This is a genomic window from Rhodococcus sp. ZPP (assembly GCF_017656075.1).
Taxonomy (GTDB): domain Bacteria; phylum Actinomycetota; class Actinomycetes; order Mycobacteriales; family Mycobacteriaceae; genus Rhodococcus_F; species Rhodococcus_F oxybenzonivorans.
Window position 1 is genome coordinate 810,318 of sequence record NZ_CP058639.1, and the last position, 17,966, is coordinate 828,283.

General features: G+C 63.9%; 12 protein-coding genes and 3 pseudogenes. 12 read left to right on the forward strand and 3 right to left on the reverse strand.

Going from position 1 to position 17,966, the window contains the following annotated elements; translation table 11 throughout:
• The first annotated feature begins 121 nt into the window (after positions 1-121).
• Positions 122-1,057 carry a LysR family transcriptional regulator gene (locus tag HYG77_RS35000; RefSeq protein ID WP_159928479.1) on the forward strand — a complete coding sequence of 312 codons (936 nt, stop codon included), beginning with the start codon at positions 122-124 and terminating at the stop codon, positions 1,055-1,057.
• A 56-nt stretch (positions 1,058-1,113) separates the two neighbouring features.
• Here HYG77_RS35000 and HYG77_RS40205 read toward each other — a convergent pair whose 3' ends face one another.
• From HYG77_RS40205 to HYG77_RS35015, 3 genes are all read right to left on the reverse strand, one after another.
• Positions 1,114-1,353, reverse strand: coding sequence for a carboxyl transferase domain-containing protein (locus HYG77_RS40205; protein WP_244461508.1), 240 nt, complete (start codon positions 1,351-1,353; stop codon positions 1,114-1,116).
• Positions 1,354-1,829: 476 nt separating this feature from the next.
• A complete protein-coding gene (locus HYG77_RS35010; RefSeq protein WP_208964138.1) occupies positions 1,830-2,705 on the reverse strand; it encodes a mycofactocin-coupled SDR family oxidoreductase in 876 nt (291 codons plus the stop codon).
• An 847-nt stretch (positions 2,706-3,552) separates the two neighbouring features.
• Entirely contained in the window at positions 3,553-5,175 is a 1,623-nt protein-coding gene (locus HYG77_RS35015) for an AMP-binding protein (protein ID WP_208964139.1), read from the reverse strand.
• Positions 5,176-5,467: 292 nt separating this feature from the next.
• Between HYG77_RS35015 and HYG77_RS35020 the strand changes: the two genes are divergently transcribed.
• From HYG77_RS35020 to HYG77_RS35070, 11 genes and pseudogenes are all read left to right on the forward strand, one after another.
• The gene (locus HYG77_RS35020) at positions 5,468-7,111 is read left to right on the forward strand and encodes an NAD(P)/FAD-dependent oxidoreductase (RefSeq protein ID WP_244461509.1); all 1,644 of its coding nucleotides are present in this window, start codon (positions 5,468-5,470) and stop codon (positions 7,109-7,111) included.
• Positions 7,108-8,043, forward strand: coding sequence for an alpha/beta hydrolase (locus HYG77_RS35025; protein ID WP_348273603.1), 936 nt, complete (start codon positions 7,108-7,110; stop codon positions 8,041-8,043). Before HYG77_RS35020 ends, HYG77_RS35025 begins: the two co-directional genes overlap by 4 nt.
• A gap of 146 nt (positions 8,044-8,189) precedes the next feature.
• The gene (locus tag HYG77_RS35030) at positions 8,190-9,335 is read left to right on the forward strand and encodes an acyl-CoA dehydrogenase family protein (RefSeq protein ID WP_208964292.1); all 1,146 of its coding nucleotides are present in this window, start codon (positions 8,190-8,192) and stop codon (positions 9,333-9,335) included.
• A 165-nt stretch (positions 9,336-9,500) separates the two neighbouring features.
• A pseudogene (locus HYG77_RS35035) lies at positions 9,501-10,198 on the forward strand (transposase); the annotation flags it as partial.
• Positions 10,199-10,341: 143 nt separating this feature from the next.
• On the forward strand, positions 10,342-11,394 hold the full coding sequence (locus HYG77_RS35040) for a site-specific integrase (protein ID WP_208964140.1): 1,053 nt from the start codon (positions 10,342-10,344) through the stop codon (positions 11,392-11,394).
• A 2-nt stretch (positions 11,395-11,396) separates the two neighbouring features.
• Complete coding sequence (locus HYG77_RS35045; RefSeq protein ID WP_208964141.1) at positions 11,397-11,714, forward strand: helix-turn-helix transcriptional regulator; 318 nt, start codon at positions 11,397-11,399, stop codon at positions 11,712-11,714.
• 563 nt (positions 11,715-12,277) lie between these two features.
• Entirely contained in the window at positions 12,278-13,327 is a 1,050-nt protein-coding gene (locus tag HYG77_RS35050; protein WP_244461510.1) for an integrase, read from the forward strand.
• 48 nt (positions 13,328-13,375) lie between these two features.
• Positions 13,376-13,819: pseudogene (locus HYG77_RS35055) on the forward strand (transposase); the annotation flags it as partial.
• 85 nt (positions 13,820-13,904) lie between these two features.
• A complete protein-coding gene (locus HYG77_RS35060; protein ID WP_208964143.1) occupies positions 13,905-14,957 on the forward strand; it encodes a tyrosine-type recombinase/integrase in 1,053 nt (350 codons plus the stop codon).
• Positions 14,954-17,245, forward strand: coding sequence for a tyrosine-type recombinase/integrase (locus tag HYG77_RS35065; RefSeq protein WP_208964144.1), 2,292 nt, complete (start codon positions 14,954-14,956; stop codon positions 17,243-17,245). The genes HYG77_RS35060 and HYG77_RS35065 overlap by 4 nt, the downstream gene beginning before the upstream one ends.
• A 21-nt stretch (positions 17,246-17,266) precedes the next feature.
• Positions 17,267-17,419: pseudogene (locus HYG77_RS35070) on the forward strand (IS256 family transposase); the annotation flags it as partial.
• Positions 17,420-17,966 lie beyond the last annotated feature (547 nt).

Sequence of the window (17,966 nt, forward strand, 5' to 3'; positions counted from 1 at the left end):
GCCTGCCTGATGCGCGGCACACCTCACGTTTGACCCCAGCGGCTGTCTGTAATATAGGTCACATCGATGGGATGATTGTCGTTAGCGCCGCACTCGTCCAGGCAGTCAGGAGTACACGTAGATGGACATGGATGTACGGCACCTGAGGATGTTCGTTGCCGTAGCTGAAGAAGGCAGCATTCGCCGCGCGGCTCAGAAGTGCTTCACCGCCCAACCTCAAGTTTCGCAGGTCATTCGAAGGCTGGAACGAGAGATCGGTGTGGACCTCTTCGAACGTTCGCACCGCGGAGTTGAGCTGACCCCCGCCGGCCTCGTTCTGCTCGATCAAGCGCGGCACCTTATTCGCAGATTCGATCACGCGGTCGAGAAGGTGCGGGACACTGCGGTAGCGCGTCCGCTAGTCGTTGGTCTGATGGCAGGACAGATTGCAGCAGCGGAACTGACCGTGCCCATCGTGAGGGCATTCAAGGACGCACATCCTGGCGTACCGATCAAGATTCATGAGTGCACTTTCGACGAACAGTTCAGCGGGCTGGCGGATGGCAATGTTGACATCGCGCTTGTGCGCCCACCGTGCTCCGACGATCGTCTTACTGTTCTGCCGCTTTTCAGTGAACCCCGAATGGTGTGCATGAGTAAAACTCACCCCCTAGCGGACGCCAGTAGCTTGTCTGTCGAAGACATCCTCTACGAACCCATGATTGATCTTGTCAATGTTCCTCGTAGCTGGATCGATTTCTGGCTTCTGAACGACATTCGTCAGGAGCCCGGTCAAACCTGCAGCACGCCCGCGGTGACGGTCGCTGAACTGAAATTCACGCTGATGTTCGAGCATGTTCTCATGCCGATTGCGGGGAGCACTTGGCGTATGGGCCTTGAGGACTCGTCGCTCAGGGCGATTCCGCTCAACGATGCCACGCCATCCGAGATCGCTGTGGCATTCAACCAGGAGGAGACGAGGCCCGAAGTTCGTGCCTTCGCAGCCTGCGCACAGGAAATCAGCCGCCTCATGATCGATCGTATTCCCGGCGGCAATCTCTGCGAGCTTTCTCGGTAAGTATGTTTTCAACGGAGCCGGCACACGACTGCTGAGCGTGCGAAGGCACTTCTGAGTCAGCAGAGGTTCACCAGCACGGTATACCGACTCATCCTCGGCACGTACGCATCGCCGGTGAAACTGCCGAGGACGAGAGAAACGGTCGGGATTCCGGCGGCCGTGACTCGGGTGAGTTCAAGGAAGGTCCGTGAGCCAGGCACGAAGATGTCGGTCTGACGGGGAAGACCTGCGCCATCGGATTCGACGAGCGTGATCATAGGCAGCCGCTTGCGCTCGGCGATGTCGAGGGCACGCACCTGCTTGGCGGTGGTATCGGGGGGTTGAGCGAGCCACCTTCGACCGTCGACTGATTGCGATGATCATGCACTTCACGCCGCTGACCGGACCGATCCCGGTGATGAGCCGGACGCGGGGCTGTTCGTCAGGATCGTGCGCCCCGGCGGAGTATGACAACTCGGGGAACGGCGTGTCCTCGTCCAGGAGCGGATCGACCTGTTCGTGGGCGAGCAACTTCCGCGAGGGGGTCGCGTTCGACGATTGTTGGTCCATTCGCGTCGAGCACGCGGTCCGCGGGGGACTCGAGCCGTGCGGGGGCGCCGAGGATCGCCCGGCGATCGAGCAGGGATTGCTCGGACATGGACTCGAAGCGAGTGAACAGACAGTTACTGGTACATCTCGCTCAAATCGTGAATTCGTGGGCCAGCCACTGATAACCGGTGTGGGCTCGTCGGTAGCGATGAGCCCACACCGGACGACCGGTTCCGCCCAGGCGTCAGCTCTGCTCGGCGGTCGCTGCAGCGATATTGGTCATGTTCAGTCCTGGCAGAAGCATGTGTCCACCGTCGATCACCAGCTCCTGACCTGAGACATAGCGCGACTCGTCGGAGGCCAGCCAGAGCACACCCTCGCTGGTCGCCTCCGGAGGGAGCATTCCGACGTCCTTCAGTAGGGCATACGCCTTGCCACCGGATTCCATGCTTTCCCTGGTTCCCAATCCAGGACCGCCCGCCATCAGGTCCCACCCGCCCTGCCAGTCGAGAATCGGCGTTCTGACGACACCGGGCAGCACCGCGTTACAGCGGATGCCGTGCGGTCCGAGTTCAAGCGCCACAGCCTTCGTCAGGCCGAGGACACCGTGCTTGGCGCTGACGTAGTGCGCATAGTTCGCCCCCGCCTCCCGGCCGTTCACCGACGCGATGACGATCATGGAACCGGTCCCGCGCTCGATCATGTGCGGCGTCACCGCCTTCAAGGTACGCATCACACCGAGCAGATCGATGTCGACAACATCCTTCCACTGCTCTTCGGGAATCTCCCAGAACGGGCCGGTGCTCCATGCTCCGGCGTTGGCCACCACGACGTCGATCCGACCGAACTCGGCTAAGCCGGATTCGACTGCTGAGTCGAGATCGGCCTGATTTCGAACGTCTCCCACGACACCCAGGATGCGCCGATCGAGCTTTTCGACCAATTTCACGGTCTCGTTCAGGTCGTCTTCGGTCGCCAGTGGGTGAGGGATTGAGCCCTGGCTCGGGCAGTCGAGGGCGATGATGTGGGCCCCCTCCTCGGCGAGTCTCAGCGCGTGTGCTCGACCCTGCCCGCGGCCGGCACCAGTAATAAATGCGACTTTTCCATCCATTCGACTCATCAGTGACCTCATTGTCGTCGTTCCGATTGATACAACGATGCTATGTCGCCTGCCGAGTCATGCCAGTACTCGAATTCATCTCGGGCTATTAGGATTTCGTCTCATTCAATCGGGTCAGGAATGAGCACCTCAAGCCTATTCCTCAGGCGCGGTCCGCTCTATATGCTCTGGTTCACCGCGGTATCGGCTTGACTTGTCTGCGGTCACAGCGAATCTTTGTTGCCGCTGTCGAAGAAGGCGTCTCTGTTACGCAGCGCCTAAGCTCTACATCGTGCAGCCGCAGCTGTCGCAGATCATCCCGGTTGGACGTGACGTCCGGTGCGACCCTGCTGAACCGTTCGCCGGGTGGATTCGAATTCACCCGGTGGAACGCATTCGTATGAAGTAGGCCTTGAACATCATTCGCGATTTGGCGCAGGCGGTCCAGCTGGTTCACGTGGCCGCTGAGGCCGGCCGCGCAATTACGGTTGGGCTCCCCTGGGGTGACATGCCACCGGGAAGCTGTTCGAGCCGCCGCTAAGCCCCTTCCGCGACACACATGCGGCATCGTCGATCGAGTTTCTCTGAAAGCCGATGCAATCGGCGCGACGAGCCGATTGTCGAACACTCGTCCCGTCGCCGCGTCCCCGAAGGCTCCTCCATAGCCGGGCGAATCCCCTGCGGTTTCGCGCGAGAGCCGAGGCCTGACAAGGGTGGTCAGCGGCCGTGATGAAGTCTGGTTCAGCAGAAGAGAGCGGAATCGTTTAGCGGCGAACCGGATCGTTCGCCGCTGAGCCGCGTCCGAGCGAGACGTGCCGCACCTTCTGGCGATCTCCGGTTATCTCGATGGAGTCAGCAGGCTCTGCCTTTACGCCTGAGACCGCGACTCGAGCTGTGCGCGCACTCGGTGCTTCTGGATCTTGCCGGTGCTGGTCTTGGGCAGTCCGTCGACCACGATCACGCGTTTCGGTACCTTGTATCCGGCCAGGTGCTCTTTCGCGAAGTTGCGGATCGCGTCGTCGGAGATGGTTCGGCCGGGGACCGGGACCACTACTGCTGTCACACTCTCGCCCCACCGCTCGTCCGGCATCCCGACGACCGCACAATCGGCCACGTCCGGATGGTCCAGCAGGGCTCGCTCGACCTCAACAGAGGAGACGTTCTCCCCTCCGGACTTGACGATGTCTTTGATCCGGTCGGTGAACCACAAGACGCCTTCGTCGTCGAGGTAGCCGACGTCGCCGCTGTGAAACCACCCGTGGGTGAAGGCAGCCGTATTGGCCGCCTCATTGTTGCCGTAGCCTTGCATCGCCTGCGGGCCGCGGTAGACAATCTCGCCTTCCTGCCCGCGTGGCAGCAGCTTGCCGTTCGGCCCCATGATGCGCACGTCGGTGGTAATGACGGCGGTGCCCCATGAGGCGTTCTTGTCCCACTGGTGCGACGGCCACTGCAGCACCGACGGCGGGGTGAACTCGGTCTGGCCGGATCCGAGCACGACATCGGCGTTCGGGAACACCTCGCGTATCTCGTCCAGACGCTGCTGACTCATCGGAGCCATGGCGTAGATCGCCATTCGTACGTTTTCGCTAACAGGGGCTCCCTTGCCCGCCGCGTCCACCAGCTGACCCCACATGACCGGCAGCAGCATCAAATGAGTGACTTGTCTGGCGGCGAGATCATGCAGAAGTGCATTCGGATCGAAGCTCCGGTGAAGCACCACGGTCCCACCCGTCAGCAGCACCGGCAACGTCAGACAGTTCAGGGCAGTGACGTGAAACAGAGGCAGCACGATGGGAAAAACCGAGCAACTATCTCCCCGTTCGTGCCGAAATTGCACGCAAGTACTCAGCGCGGCCATCATCACCGCGACATGGCTGGTCAGGACGGCCTTGGGCCGCGAGGTGGTCCCCGATGTGTACAGACACTGGGCGATGTCACGGTCCTCGACTATCACCTCGACCGCGGGGACCGTTGCGCTGATGAGCTCCGCGAACGGCATCACCGGGAGGCCGGCGAGCTCGGCGCGCGGGGCGCCCGTACGGGCCACCACGACGCGCTCTACCGACGACGCCGTGGTCGCGGCAAGGGCCGTCTCGAGCAGCGCCGCGACCGTCTCCTCGACGACAACCAGCTTCGGTCGGGCGTCGTCGAACTGGAACGCTACGCCCTCGGCCGTGATGCCGAGATTGATCGGCATGCATACCGCACCAATCTTCGCGCAGCCGAAAAACGTCACCAGAAACTCCCAGGAGTTAGGTATCAGCATCGCCACCACATCGCCCCTCTGCAGGCCGAGGTCGAGCAGTCCAGCGGCGGCGGCGTTCGACCGCGCCTCGAGTTCGCTGTAGGTCAGCACCACATCCCCGTCGACAACTGCGGGCCGGTGTGGGAATTGTTGAGCTGCACGGGTGGGAAGGTCACCGAGGCAGACGCGCTGCACGAGATTGACGGTCAAGGGCGCGACACCACCGAGTTCCGGACGCAGGGACATCGTTCTCACTCCTATTCGTCAGGGAGGCTCGACTGACCGGGCCCTCATCCGAAGTCTCGTGCCCGAGAATTACCGAGGCTAGCCATCATTTGAGTAGCACCCGATCTGGGTTTCCTATCACCCAACGACCTCTGCGTTATTGACGCGCACAGTGCTCAAAGGGCAGCGTCAACAGCACAGCACACCTAGCCGCAGCGGACACCCCAGAAAATTGCTGGGGTCGATTTGATCCCCGGCACACAGTCATCCTCAGGCGCCTGCGCCGCGAGCACGGACAGAAACGGAGCCAGACATGTCGATACAGACCGACCCGCACCGAGACGCCACCCAGCTGAGGTCTACAGACTTCGATGCGGTGGTCGTCGGCGCAGGTTTCAGCGGGTTGCGGATGTTGCAGGAACTACGCGGGCTGGACATGTCGGCACGAGTGATCGAAGCCGGCTCCGACGTCGGCGGCACCTGGTACTGGAACCGCTACCCCGGAGCCCGCGTGGACAGCCAGAGCTGGGTGTACGCCTATTCCTTCTCCGAGGATTTGCAGCAGAACTGGCGGTGGAGTGAGCGATACCCGGCCCAACCCGAGACTCTGTCGTATCTCGAGCACGTGGCTAACCAGTTCGATCTGCGGCGCGATGTCGAGTTCGACACGAAGGTGCAGTCAGCGGAGTTCGACGATGCCAGCACCACTTGGACCGTCACTACCGACCAGGGGCAGAGTTACACCTGCAGGTACTTCATCACAGCCACGGGACCGCTGTCGCAGCCGTATCTTCCCGACTTCGACGGGCTCGCCGACTTCGAGGGCCAGTGGTTCCAGACCGCGCGGTGGCCGGAAGAGGGCGTCGACTTCGCCGGCAAGCGGGTCGCCGTCGTCGGTACCGGGGCCACGGCGGTGCAGGTCATCCCGCAGGTGGCGCGCGAGGCCGCTGAACTCACGGTCCTCCAGCGCACCCCCAACTGGGTCCTGCCCGCGCGAAACGACGTCCTCACCGACTTCGAGGACCGCGAGATCAAGGCTAACTATGAGGCGATCTGGAAGCAGGCCCGCCAGCACTTCTACGGCTTTCCGATGGACCCCGCCGGCCGCACCAGGTCCGATGTCACTCCCGAAGAGCACCAACGGATCCTCGAGCGCGGCTGGGAGATCGGTGGGTTCGGGTTCATCTTCGAAACCTTCGACGACATCCTCGTCGACGACGAAGCGAACAAGATCGTCGCGGACTTCGTCCGCAACAAGATCCGCATGATCGTCGAGGACCCTGCGACCGCCGAATTGCTCTGTCCCAAGGACCATCCGATCGGCGGCAAGCGGCCCCCGCTCGGACACTACTACTACGAGACCTACAACCGCGACAATGTGCGTCTGGTGGATGTGAGCACGACCCCGATCACCCGCATCACCCCGAACGGGATTCAGGTCGGTAACGACAGGTACGAGGCTGACATCATCATCTTCGCTACCGGATTCGACGCGGTGACCGGGACGCTGAACCAGATCGACATTCGGGGTCGAGACGGCGTGGAGCTACGCTCCAAGTGGGAGCACGGGCCACGCACGCAGCTCGGGATCGGTGTGGACGGTTTCCCCAACATGTTCATGGTGGGCGGACCACAGACACCCTTCGCCAACATCCCCGTCGTCGCTGAGGGGATCATCGAGTGGATCGGTGCCGCCCTGCAGCACATGCACGACAACGGGATCGAGCGGATGGAGGCCGATCCCGACGCGGTCGAGCGGTGGCGCAAGCATCTCGATGACATCGTCAACGCGACAGTTCTGGTCAAGGGCAAGGGCGCCTGGTGGCTCGGCGACAACATTCCCGGAAAGCCGCACGCCTGCCTGTTCTACTTCGCCGGCGCCGGAGCCTATCGGCAGGAAGCACAAGCCTGCATCGACGAGGGCTTCGAAGGCTTCACTCTTACCAAGACATCGTGACCAAGCGACAGGAGAACAACATGGGTACCGCTCTTCCTAATGCGTTGCAAGACAGCTATACCGACATGTCCGCTCGCATGGCAGCCAATCCGGACATGGACATCGTCACGCTTCGCAACATGCTCGACAGCCTGGAGTCGCTTGCGGCCGAGCCGACCGACGTCACCTACCAGGACGTCGACGCCGGTGGCGTGTCCGCCATCCTCGTCACCCCGGCCGGCGCCAGCACGGAGCACATCCTGGTGTACGCCCATGGTGGAGGCTGCGTGACCGGGTCCGCAGCCAGTCACCGCAAGCTCGCCGCGCATGTTGCCAAGGCTGCGGGAGTTCAAGCGATCATTCCGAACTTTCGCCTGGCGCCGGAGTTTCCTTTTCCCGCGCAGATCGAGGACCTCGTCACCGTGCACAAGTGGCTGCGCGCAAAGGGCTACCGGCCGGAGAATACGGCTACCGCGGGTGACTCGGCGGGTGGAAATCTTTCCATTGCAACCATCCTGAAGTTGCGTGAGCTCGGCGAGCCGCTGCCGGCCGCCATTCTCGGTTTCTCCCCGTGGTTGGACATGGAAAACCTCGGCAAGACGATGGAGAGCAACGCCGACAGTGAGGCTCTGGTATCCCGTGATGTCAGCGAGTTGATGGTCACGCTCTACCTTGGTGAGACGTCGCGGACCGAACCGCTCGCCAACCCGTTGTATGCCGACCTGGCCGGGCTACCGCCTGTCTTCGTCAGCGCAGGCGATGCGGAGACCCTGCAGGACAACGCCGAACGGTTCCACGACAAGGCCCGCGACGCGGGAGTCGACGTGACGCTGGAGATCCAGCCAGGCCAACAGCACGTCTACCTATTCATGGCTGGCAAGTCCACAGAAGCCGACACCACCATCGCCAACGCCGGACGGTGGCTCCGCGACCGCCTCGGCCTGGCGAGCTAGACGAATCGCAGCAGGTGGGCGGGGAACAGCATCAGCTTCCACCGCCCACCTCGTTCGGCGACAGCCCTCGGGCAGAGGCAAGCAGCGGCGCAGCAAGCGACTTCGGCCGAAAAGCACAGACACAACAGAGAGGAATCACCGACATGGTGATGTTCACCGAAGAGCACATCGCGTTCCGCGAGATGGTTCGCCAGTTCGTGGACAAGGAAATCCAGCCGAACGTCGACAAGTGGGAAGCAGACGGCGGGTTCCCGGCACACGAACTGTTCCCCAAACTCGGTGCACTCGGTCTGCTGGGCCTCGAATACGACAGCGCCTACGGCGGACAGGACGCCGATCACCTGTACACGGTCATCCTGCGGGAAGAACTCGGCCGGATCGACGCCGGCGGTGTCCCCATGTCGATCGGAGTTCAGACGGACATGGCCACCCCCTCGCTGCACCGCTTCGGCAGCGAAGAACTCAAACAAAGCTATCTCGCGCCGGCGATCGCCGGCACGGCGGTGTGTTCGATCGCGGTGACCGAAGCGGACGCCGGATCCGACGTCGCACGGCTACGCACCCGCGCAGTGCGTGACGGCGACGAATGGGTCATCAACGGATCGAAGCTCTACATCACCAACGGAACCCAGGCGGACTGGATCTGCTTGCTCGCCCGCACCTCCGACGAGCCCGGCGCGAAGGGTTTCTCCCAGATCGTGGTGCCGACCGACCTGCCGGGCTTCGCGGTCTCCCGCAAGCTCGACAAACTGGGGATGCGGTCCTCCGACACCGCCGAGCTGACGTTCACGGACCTGCGGGTCCCCGTCACCAATACCATCGGGGAGATCGGCCGGGGCTTCCAGCAGCAGATGACCCAGTTCCAGAACGAGCGGATGAGCGCTGCCTACGACCGGGTCGGGGGACTGCAGCAGGCCCTCGACCGGACCCGCGACTACCTCAAGCAGCGGACCGCGTTCGGCAAGGCCCTCATCGACAACCAGCACGTCGCGTTCCGGCTCGCAGAACTCTACGCCCGCCTCGACATGCTGCGGCAGTACAACTACGCCTGCGCCGAGGCCTACATGCGCGGCGAGGACACCAGCCGCTACGCGACGGTGGCCAAGCTCGAGATCGGCCGGCTCTCCCGCGAGGTGGCAGCGACCTGCCTGCAGTACCACGGCGGCATCGGCTACATGGAGGAAACCTGGACCGCCCGATTTCTCCGGGACATGGCGCTGACGTCCATCGGTGGCGGTGCCGACGAAGTAATGCTGCAAGTCCTCACCAAACTCGACGGACTCCACACTTGAGACATCCTAAAAAGGAACCGCCGCAGCGATCTCGACGCGAGTGGCGAATCAAGTACTCGCTGCGTTACGTCATGCCATAGAGCGTGTCTTATGGGGACTGTCCGGTAATCGGTTGATCTGAGTCTGGCCGACACGCCGAGCTTTGCTTGGCGGGAAGGCGGAATCATGACCGAGACACTCGATCCTATGGATCAGACGAAGATCGATCACCAGAAGTTGGCGCAGCAACTGCTGGCGCAGGCCAAGGCTGACGGCGTGGAACTGGTCGGCCCGAACGGACTACTCAACCAACTCACAGCGAACGTGCTCGAAACCGCTCTCGAGGCAGAGATGGAAGAGCACCTAGGCTATGAGAAACACCAGGTCGAAGGAAGAAATGGAGGGAACTCCCGCAACGGCAGACGAGCGAAAACGGTGCTGACGGAGATCGGACCGGTCGAAATCCAAGTACCCCGTGATACCGATGCCTCGTTCGATCCCCAGATCGTGAAGAAACGACAGAGACGGCTCACCGGTGTCGACGAGATCATCTTGTCGCTCTCATCGAAAGGCCTCACCACAGGTGAGATCGTCGCCCATTTCGATGACGTCTACGGCGCCTCGGTGTCGAGGGAGACGATCAGCAAGATTCCCCCAAGCACTTCGTGCAGGGAGGTACCCCCACCGACAAAGTCCTCGCGGAGATGGCCGAATGGTCCGTCCGGCCCCTGGACCCGGTGTACCCGGTGATCTTCATCGACGCCATCCATGTCAAGGTCCGGGACGGTCAGGTCACCAACCGGCCGATCTATGTCGCGATCGGCGTCACTGTGAACGGGGAACGCGACATCCTGGGGCTATGGGCCGGTGACGGTGGTGAGGGATATGGAACGCGCACAGGTTCCTTTCCGGAGTTTCGTGCTGCTGCCTGAGGTTTTCCCACTGATCGGCGTGTCGTTGATCTTCGAGGTGTAAGCCCGCAAGTTAAGGTACTGCCATGAAACCCCAGGTGTGAGGAAGGTGTGCGGTGGGTGACGGGCGACTGCGGGTGATCCCGGGCGAGGTCGCGCCGGTCGTGGCGACGCGAGATCCGCTGCGGTTCCAGGCCGAATGCGTGGAGGCGTTCGTCGCGTCGTGGACCGTGCGTGGGTTCGCGGACTCGACGATCGCGAACGATGTCGGTGTGCTGGAGCGGATGCTCGCGGGGCTGGGTCGGCCGGTGTGGGAGGTGACCGCCGCCGATGTCGACCGGGTGGTGGGCGAGCTGGCCAGCTCGGGCCGGGCGGTGTCGACGCGGCGGAACTATCTGCAAGTGTTCAAGGGGTTTCACCGGTTCCTCGAGGTCCGCAAAGCGGCGGAGATCGAGGCAGCGTTCGGGGTGCGGCTGGCCTGTCCGCTGGACGAGTTCAACGCCGCGCGCCACGTCAGCGACGACGCACCGGCCGCGGAGGCGCCGCCGGCGCCGGAGCGGGTGGCGGCGTTCTTCGAGTTCCTCAAGGCGCGGATTGCGACCGCCCGCAAGTACGGCCCGGCCGCCCGGGACTATGCGTTGTTCCGCACGCTGTATCACGCCGGGCTGCGCGCCGAGGAGGTCGTGATGCTCGACCGCGGTGACGTGCACTTCGGGCGCGGCACGTTCGGCAAGCTGCATGTGCGGTTCGGGAAGGGCGCCAGGGGATCCGGGCCCCGGCCCCGGTGGGTGCCGATGTTGGACGGGCTGGATCTGGTTCTGCGTTGGTATCTCAATGACGTGCGTGGCCGGTTCCCGGACAGCTCGGTATTGCTGTGCGACGAGTCCGGCGGCCGGATGGCCGCGGCCACGATCCGCAACCGGCTGCGGCACCTGATGGGTGTGGAAGGACGGCCGGAAGCGGAGTGGTTCAGCCCGCACGCGATGCGCCGTGCCTGCGCCACCCACAACTACGAGCGAGGAGTGGATCTCGTTGCTATCCAACAACTCCTAGGCCACTGGACGGTCGCGTCGACCATGCGGTACGTGCGCCCGTCGGAAACGTTCATCGAAGACGCCTACCAGCGCGCGATCTCGTCGACGCTGACCGAGTTGACCGGACAGGAGTGAGCATGCAGATCAGGTGGAAACTCCGGATGGCCGCCGCTCAACGCGAGGTCTGGACCGGCACCCAGCTGCAACGGTTGCTCGCCGAGAAGGCCGGATTAGAACTGTCCTCGGCGTCGGTGTCGGCGTTGTTCACCAAACAACCCAGCCAACTCAAGCTGACCACCCTGATCGCGCTGTGCACCGCCTTGGACTGCACACCGAACGACCTGTTCGACATCGATACCACCCCAGTCGCACAACCGATCTCGTCGAACCCGGCCAAGATCGCGGCGAACGACACACAGGCGTCGCGGCGAGGCCGGTCGATGCCGCCGATCTGAGCATGACCCGCCGGATCCGGGACTGCCGCCGCTGCGGTCGCGCGGTCGGCAAACCCGATCGGGACCTGTGTGCACGCTGCCACTGGGCGGCCTCGCACGCTCCGGCCAAACATCGTTGCCCAGGCTGCGGTGCCGACCGGGTGCTGCAGCCGGGCACCGGTCGTTGCGTGCGCTGCTCGCGCACCTGCCGACAGTGCCAGGCCCCGGTGTTGTTCGTCGACCGTGACCTGTGCAAGGAATGTCTCCGACGTCAACGGCGAGACGCCGATCGAGCCGACTGCCCACGCTGCAGCAAACGCAGGATCTTGCGATCCGACACCGGCTGGTGCGGCCCGTGTTCACATCCGGGCCGGCCACCAAATCCGGATGCGGCCTGCGTCGACTGCGGCCGGGTCACCCGGCTCTACGGTGCCGGGCGGTGCCGATACTGTTGGGAACGCTCGCCACACAGGATTGCCGTCCGCGCGGCCAATCTTGCTGAAACACTGAATACTCCGCCAGGCTGGCTGTGTGCCTTCGCCGCCTACCTGATCGGCCGCCATCACCCCAGCCGCGCGTGCGCCATGCTCACCCGACTCGGCAAGCACCTGACCAACGATGCCCCGGTGCATCCGCAGGTACTACTGGACGCTGTCGCCACCGATGTGCCCCTCGCGCGGGCCCTCGAGGACTTCCTCACCACGAGCAAGCTGGCTCTGCCGCCGGACCGGGACGAACGCCGCGCCGCCGTCCGCCGACAGTCCCGCATCGACGCGGTCCCCGCACCCCTGCAACCAGCCGTGGCCGGATTCGCCGAGCACCTGGTCGCCGGCCGCGACCGCGCCCGCCGCACCGGCACCCAGCCCCGCGGGCACGCCACGCTCGAAGCGCGCTTGACCGCCCTGCGCGACTTCACCGAGTTTCTGACCACCCGCCGCGGCAAAACCGACTGGGCCGTCGTCGATGTCGGCGACGTCGAAGCGTTCCTGCACGCGCATCCCCGCCGGCGCTCCTTCTATCTGACCGGAGTGCGGCAGTTCTGCCGCTACGCGCTGCGCCGACGGTTGCTGCTCATCGACCCCACCGCAGGGGTGCAAGCGCCGCAGACCATGGCATTCCGCGGACCGACGCTTCCCGTCGACCGCCAGCGCGAATTGTTCCGGCGATGGAGCACCGACCCCGACGTGCACCCGCACGAGGCGTTCGTCGGGCTGGCCGCCCTCCTGCACGGCGCGACCACCCAGGACCTGCAGCACCTCACCGACGACGACATCGACCATGACCAGCGCCGCATCAGGCTGGGGCGTCGACCGCAGCCCACTCCGTTGGACCCGTGGACCTGGACCGCGCTGCACCGCTGCCTGCAGCACCGGCGGAACCTGAGCAGCAGTAACCCCCATGTGCTGATCACCATGCAGACCAAGGCCACCCGCACGGCCGCCTCCGACAGCTACGTCAAGCACACCCTGCGCGCGGTCGATATCCAACCCAGAATCCTGCGCTCCACCCGGCTGGTCGACCTCGTCGGCACGGTCGACGCCAAACTCGTCGCCGCCGCTTACGGCATGACCAACGAGGCCGTCATCGCCTACCTCTTCGACCACGTCGACACCGCCCGCCTGGCGAACCCGTGACAGTTCAGGCGCCACCTCGCACACGTTCGCGCGAACATGTGCGCTTTCGCGAAGTTCTGGCTCGCCGTCCTCACCGAGCTCAAGCATCGAGGTGTCGCCGATGTGTGCATTGTGGTGTGTGACGGGCTGAAGGGCCTCCCGGACGCGATCACCGCGGTGTGGGATCGAACGATTGTCCAGACATGTGTCATTCATCTGCTCCGCAACACGTTTCGGTACGCCTCCCGCAGATACTGGGACGAGATGTCACGAGATCTACGACCGATCTATACCGCTGCAAACGAGGCTGCCGCGCGGGAGCAGTTCGACGAGTTCACCGGCAAGTGGGGCTCGCGGTATCCAGCGATCATCCGGCTCTGGCAGAACGCCTGGACGGAATTCATTCCCTTCCTCGACTACGACGTCGAGATCAGGCGAGTCATCTGCTCGACGAATGCCATCGAGAGCCTCAATGCCCGGTACCGGCGGGCAATCCGGGCACGCGGGCACTTCCTATTAGTTACGTGGAATCAGAACGAGGCTGGAACGATCTCGGCCAAGGAAACCACGGAACTGGGAGGCAGGCTTGGGAACGGTGATGCTGGAGGAGAAGTGGCCGGTGCTCGGCAGGCACGAACGCGCGGCAGGCTGGTTGCGAGTGTGGGTCGATCTGGGTCGAGCACCGCGGACGATCGACGCGTATGCGCGCGGGCTGGCGGAGTTCCTGCAGGTCTGTGAGGACCATGGCATCGACCCGGTCGCCGCGAACCGGGCTGATGTCGCGGTGTTCGTTCGCGAGCTGACCGGGCGGGCCAGCCGGCGCGGCACGAACGTGGTGTCGATCGATTCCGGGTGCGGATTGGCAAATGCCACCATCCAGCAGCGGCTGGTGCCGGTGCGGTTATTCTTCGACTTCTTGGTGGAAGAAGGTGTTCGGGAATCTAATCCTGTTGGCCGAGGCCGATATACGCCAGGGCGGAAGTGGGGTGGGCAGCAGCGTGGCCTGGTGCCACGGCTCGTGAAACTTCCGTGGATCCCAACCGAGCAGCAGTGGCTCGACATCCTCGCCGTCGCGGCGGCCGAGCCGCCGCGCAACCGGCTGATGCTCGCACTGGCCTACGACGCCGCGCTGCGCCGCGAGGAGTTGTGCTCCCTGCGCACCGACGACCTGGATCCAGCTCGTCGGATGTTACGAGTGCGGGCGGAGACGACGAAGAACCGGCTCGAGCGAATAGTGCCGTATTCGGCGCCAACCGGGGTGTTGCTGCAAAAGTATTTGACGCATCGAGCGACCATAAGCCAGGCTCGAGGACCGCTGTTTCTGTCCGAGTCACGCCGCAACCATGCCGATCCGCTGAGTTTGTGGACATGGTCGAAAGTGGTGCGACGCATCGCGGTCGATGCGGGAGTGCCGCAGTTCTCCACCCACACGACCCGGCATCTGTGCTTGACGGACCTGGCACGGACGGGTTGGGAACTACACGCGATCGCCACCTTCGCCGGACATCGCAGCACCGAAACCACACTCACCTATATCCACCTGTCCGGGCGGGAGCTGGCCGACAAGCTCGCTCGCGGCATGAACCACATCCACTCCTGGCGGGTGGAGATGCTGGCTCGCCTCGACGAGCAGGAGACCAGTCGCCGATGACAATGATGGTGAATCCGCAGGCAGCACCATCCGTTTGGGAGTGGCCGCTACGGCTGGATCGTTTCCAGCGCCACGGACGGCTCTCGAAGAACGAGTCCGATGCGCTGCAGACCCTCGGTTTCGACCTGCTACGGCTCGACCGGGAGCGCGAACACCCGCAGTGGCAGGCGATTGCGCGGTTGACCGCACCACTGGACGAGGCGATCGCGGCTCTGCACTGGCATCCCGACACCGTGTTCCAGCGACGGTTCGCCCGCTACGCGACCGCGATCATCCTGCACCGCTGCGGTGAGCTGGGCCGCGACTTCTGGTCCTGGTCGACGCAGGAGTGGGCCGAGCTGCTGCGCCCACAGCAGCTGCGGGAGCGTTTCCGGGGGCAGGTCGGCATGCAGGCACGTCCCTATCTGCTCGTTCATGCCTATCTGCTCACCGGGTTCACCGCATTCGATCTGGTCGGCCCGTTCGCGCGGCAGACGTTGGCGCAGCGGATATTCGGTTCCGTCAGCGTCGATCAGGCGGTCGAGCCGGTTCGCGCGGTGCTGAACGGATGGGGATATCGTGCCGCGAATCTGGAGTCGATGATCTGCACCTTGCTGCTGCTCAACCGCAGTCCGATGCTAGCCGAGCTCACCTCGCCGGCGCTGGACCGCCTGCGGGCGGACGCGGCGATCGAACGGCACTTCCACGGCCGCCACCTGCACGGCGTTCACCGGGCTCTGGCCACGCTCGGCCACACCGGCCCTCCACCGGCACCGCGATACGGGGACGGGCCCGGCCCCATCACCGGCACCGCTCCGGGCTGGGCGCAGGCGGTCGAACGCTGGCACGCCACCGCGACGGTCCAACCAAGTACCCGCGACACCCATCGCGTCGTGCTGGCCAAGATCGGCCGTTGGCTCGCCGCCGACCATCCCGATATCACCGGGCCCGCTGACTGGACACGGCAGACCTGCTCGGCCTGGATCGCCGCCGTCGACCGCATGCGTGTCGGCGACCACATCCAATCGGAGAGCTGGCGTGAGAGCCGCATCGAACAGCTCGGAAAACCATTGTCGGCGAAAACGAAACGCACCTACATCCGCATCGTCCGCACCTTCTTCCGCGATATCCAGGACTGGGACTGGATCCCGCGTCGATTCGACCCCGCGCGAGCATTGGAAACCCCGCGCAGCATCCGGGCACTGCAAGGACCCGACCCGCGAGTGATCGCCGATGACCTCTGGGCCAAACTTCTCTGGGCCGGCCTCAACCTCGATCCCGGCGACCTGCCCGCAGGACCCGGGGCCCACCCGGTCGACATGGTCCGCGCCGTCACGCTGACCTGGCTGTTCGCCGGCCAGCGCAGCGACGAAATCGCCCGGCTTCGGGTCGGCTGCATCCGCTGGCAACACGATCAGCCCGCCGTCGGCGACGACCCACAGCAGACCGACTCATCGGTCTGTCTGCTCGATATCCCTACCCACAAGACCGGCACCGCGTTCACCAAGCCCGTCGACCCGTTGTTGGGCCGGGCGATCGAAGCATGGCAGGCCCTGCGCCCCGCGCAACCACCGATGCTGGACCGGAAAACCGGTGAGAAGGTGCACTTCCTGTTCGCAGTCCGGGCCGGGCGGATCAGCAAGAACTACATCAACGACACGATCATCCCTGCGCTCTGCCGCAAGGCCGACATTCCTGCCGCCGACGTTCGCGGGCCGATCACCAGCCACCGCGCTCGCTCCACCATCGCGACACAGCTCTACAACGCCAAGGAACCGATGACGCTGTTCGAGCTGCAGGCTTGGCTCGGACACCGCAGCCCGGAATCGACCCAGCACTACGCCCGAATTACCCCGAATACCCTGGCCAAGGCATACAACGACGCCGGCTACTTCGCCCGCAACGTCCGCACCATCGAAGTCCTCGTTGACCGCGACGCGGCGACCTCCGGCGCTGCCGCCGCTGGTGAGCCTTGGCAGCACTACGACCTCGGCCACGGGTTCTGCAGCTACACCTTCTTCGAGCAATGCCCGCACCGCATGGCCTGCGCCCGCTGTGACTTCTACATACCCAAAGAGTCCAGCAAAAGCGAACTCTTGCAGGCGAAATCGAACCTTCAGCGCATGCTCGTCAGCATCCCGCTCACCGACGATGAACAAGCAGCCGTCGAAGACGGTCAAGCCGCCCTCGAGCAGCTACTGCAACGCCTCGCCGACGTCCCGACCCCGGCCGGAACAACACCACGCCGACTGACCGCCACCCCGTTGCCGATCGTCGCTGTCAACCACGGCCGACCAGCACGAATTTGACAATCTTGATTCCACAGAACAACGGACCAATCGGCTCTCAAGTGTCTGTATCTCGCGACCCGGGCCCTGGACCCGACCGGGAAGGGCAGAGCACGATGGGCAATGAGGTGGAAGCCAGCACTGAACGCATTCGCGATCACGTTCGAGGGCCGGCTCACCCCGAGTGAGAATTAAACGATGTGCCAGATCCAGATCCACCGAATATCTGATAGTCCCGTCTTATGTGGCGAGTTTCCTGGAGCTGAAGAGGGTGGTGGCCAGGCGGAGGAATTCGGCGATGTGTTCGTAGCGGATGGTTGGCGCCGGTGACCGGTGACCGGTGACGGTTCGTGGTCGATTATGCGAGGCATCACTCGCGATCCGGATTCCACCGAGTAGGAGACAGTGCCAGGCGATCTCGACACTTCTCGAGCGATAGAAGGCCTTCAGTAGGCGAACTATGTCACTACACCAGGCAGGACTGGGGTGGGAATTGCCGGGTCGTTCTACCATTGCTTCGGCATAGTGATGGGCACGGCAGCGGACGGATGTCCGCTCTCAATCGAGTTGGCATACGCGACCTGCGGGAATGCCAACTATGTTGACGAGAATCGAGACGTTGACGGACAGCGTAGTTGGCATTTCCGTAGCGATTCGGCGGGTCCGCTACGAGCACCGAGTGGCGTTGACGTGCACAGACGACGAAGCCGCCACCCAGTTTCACGAGACGAACCTGTGCCAC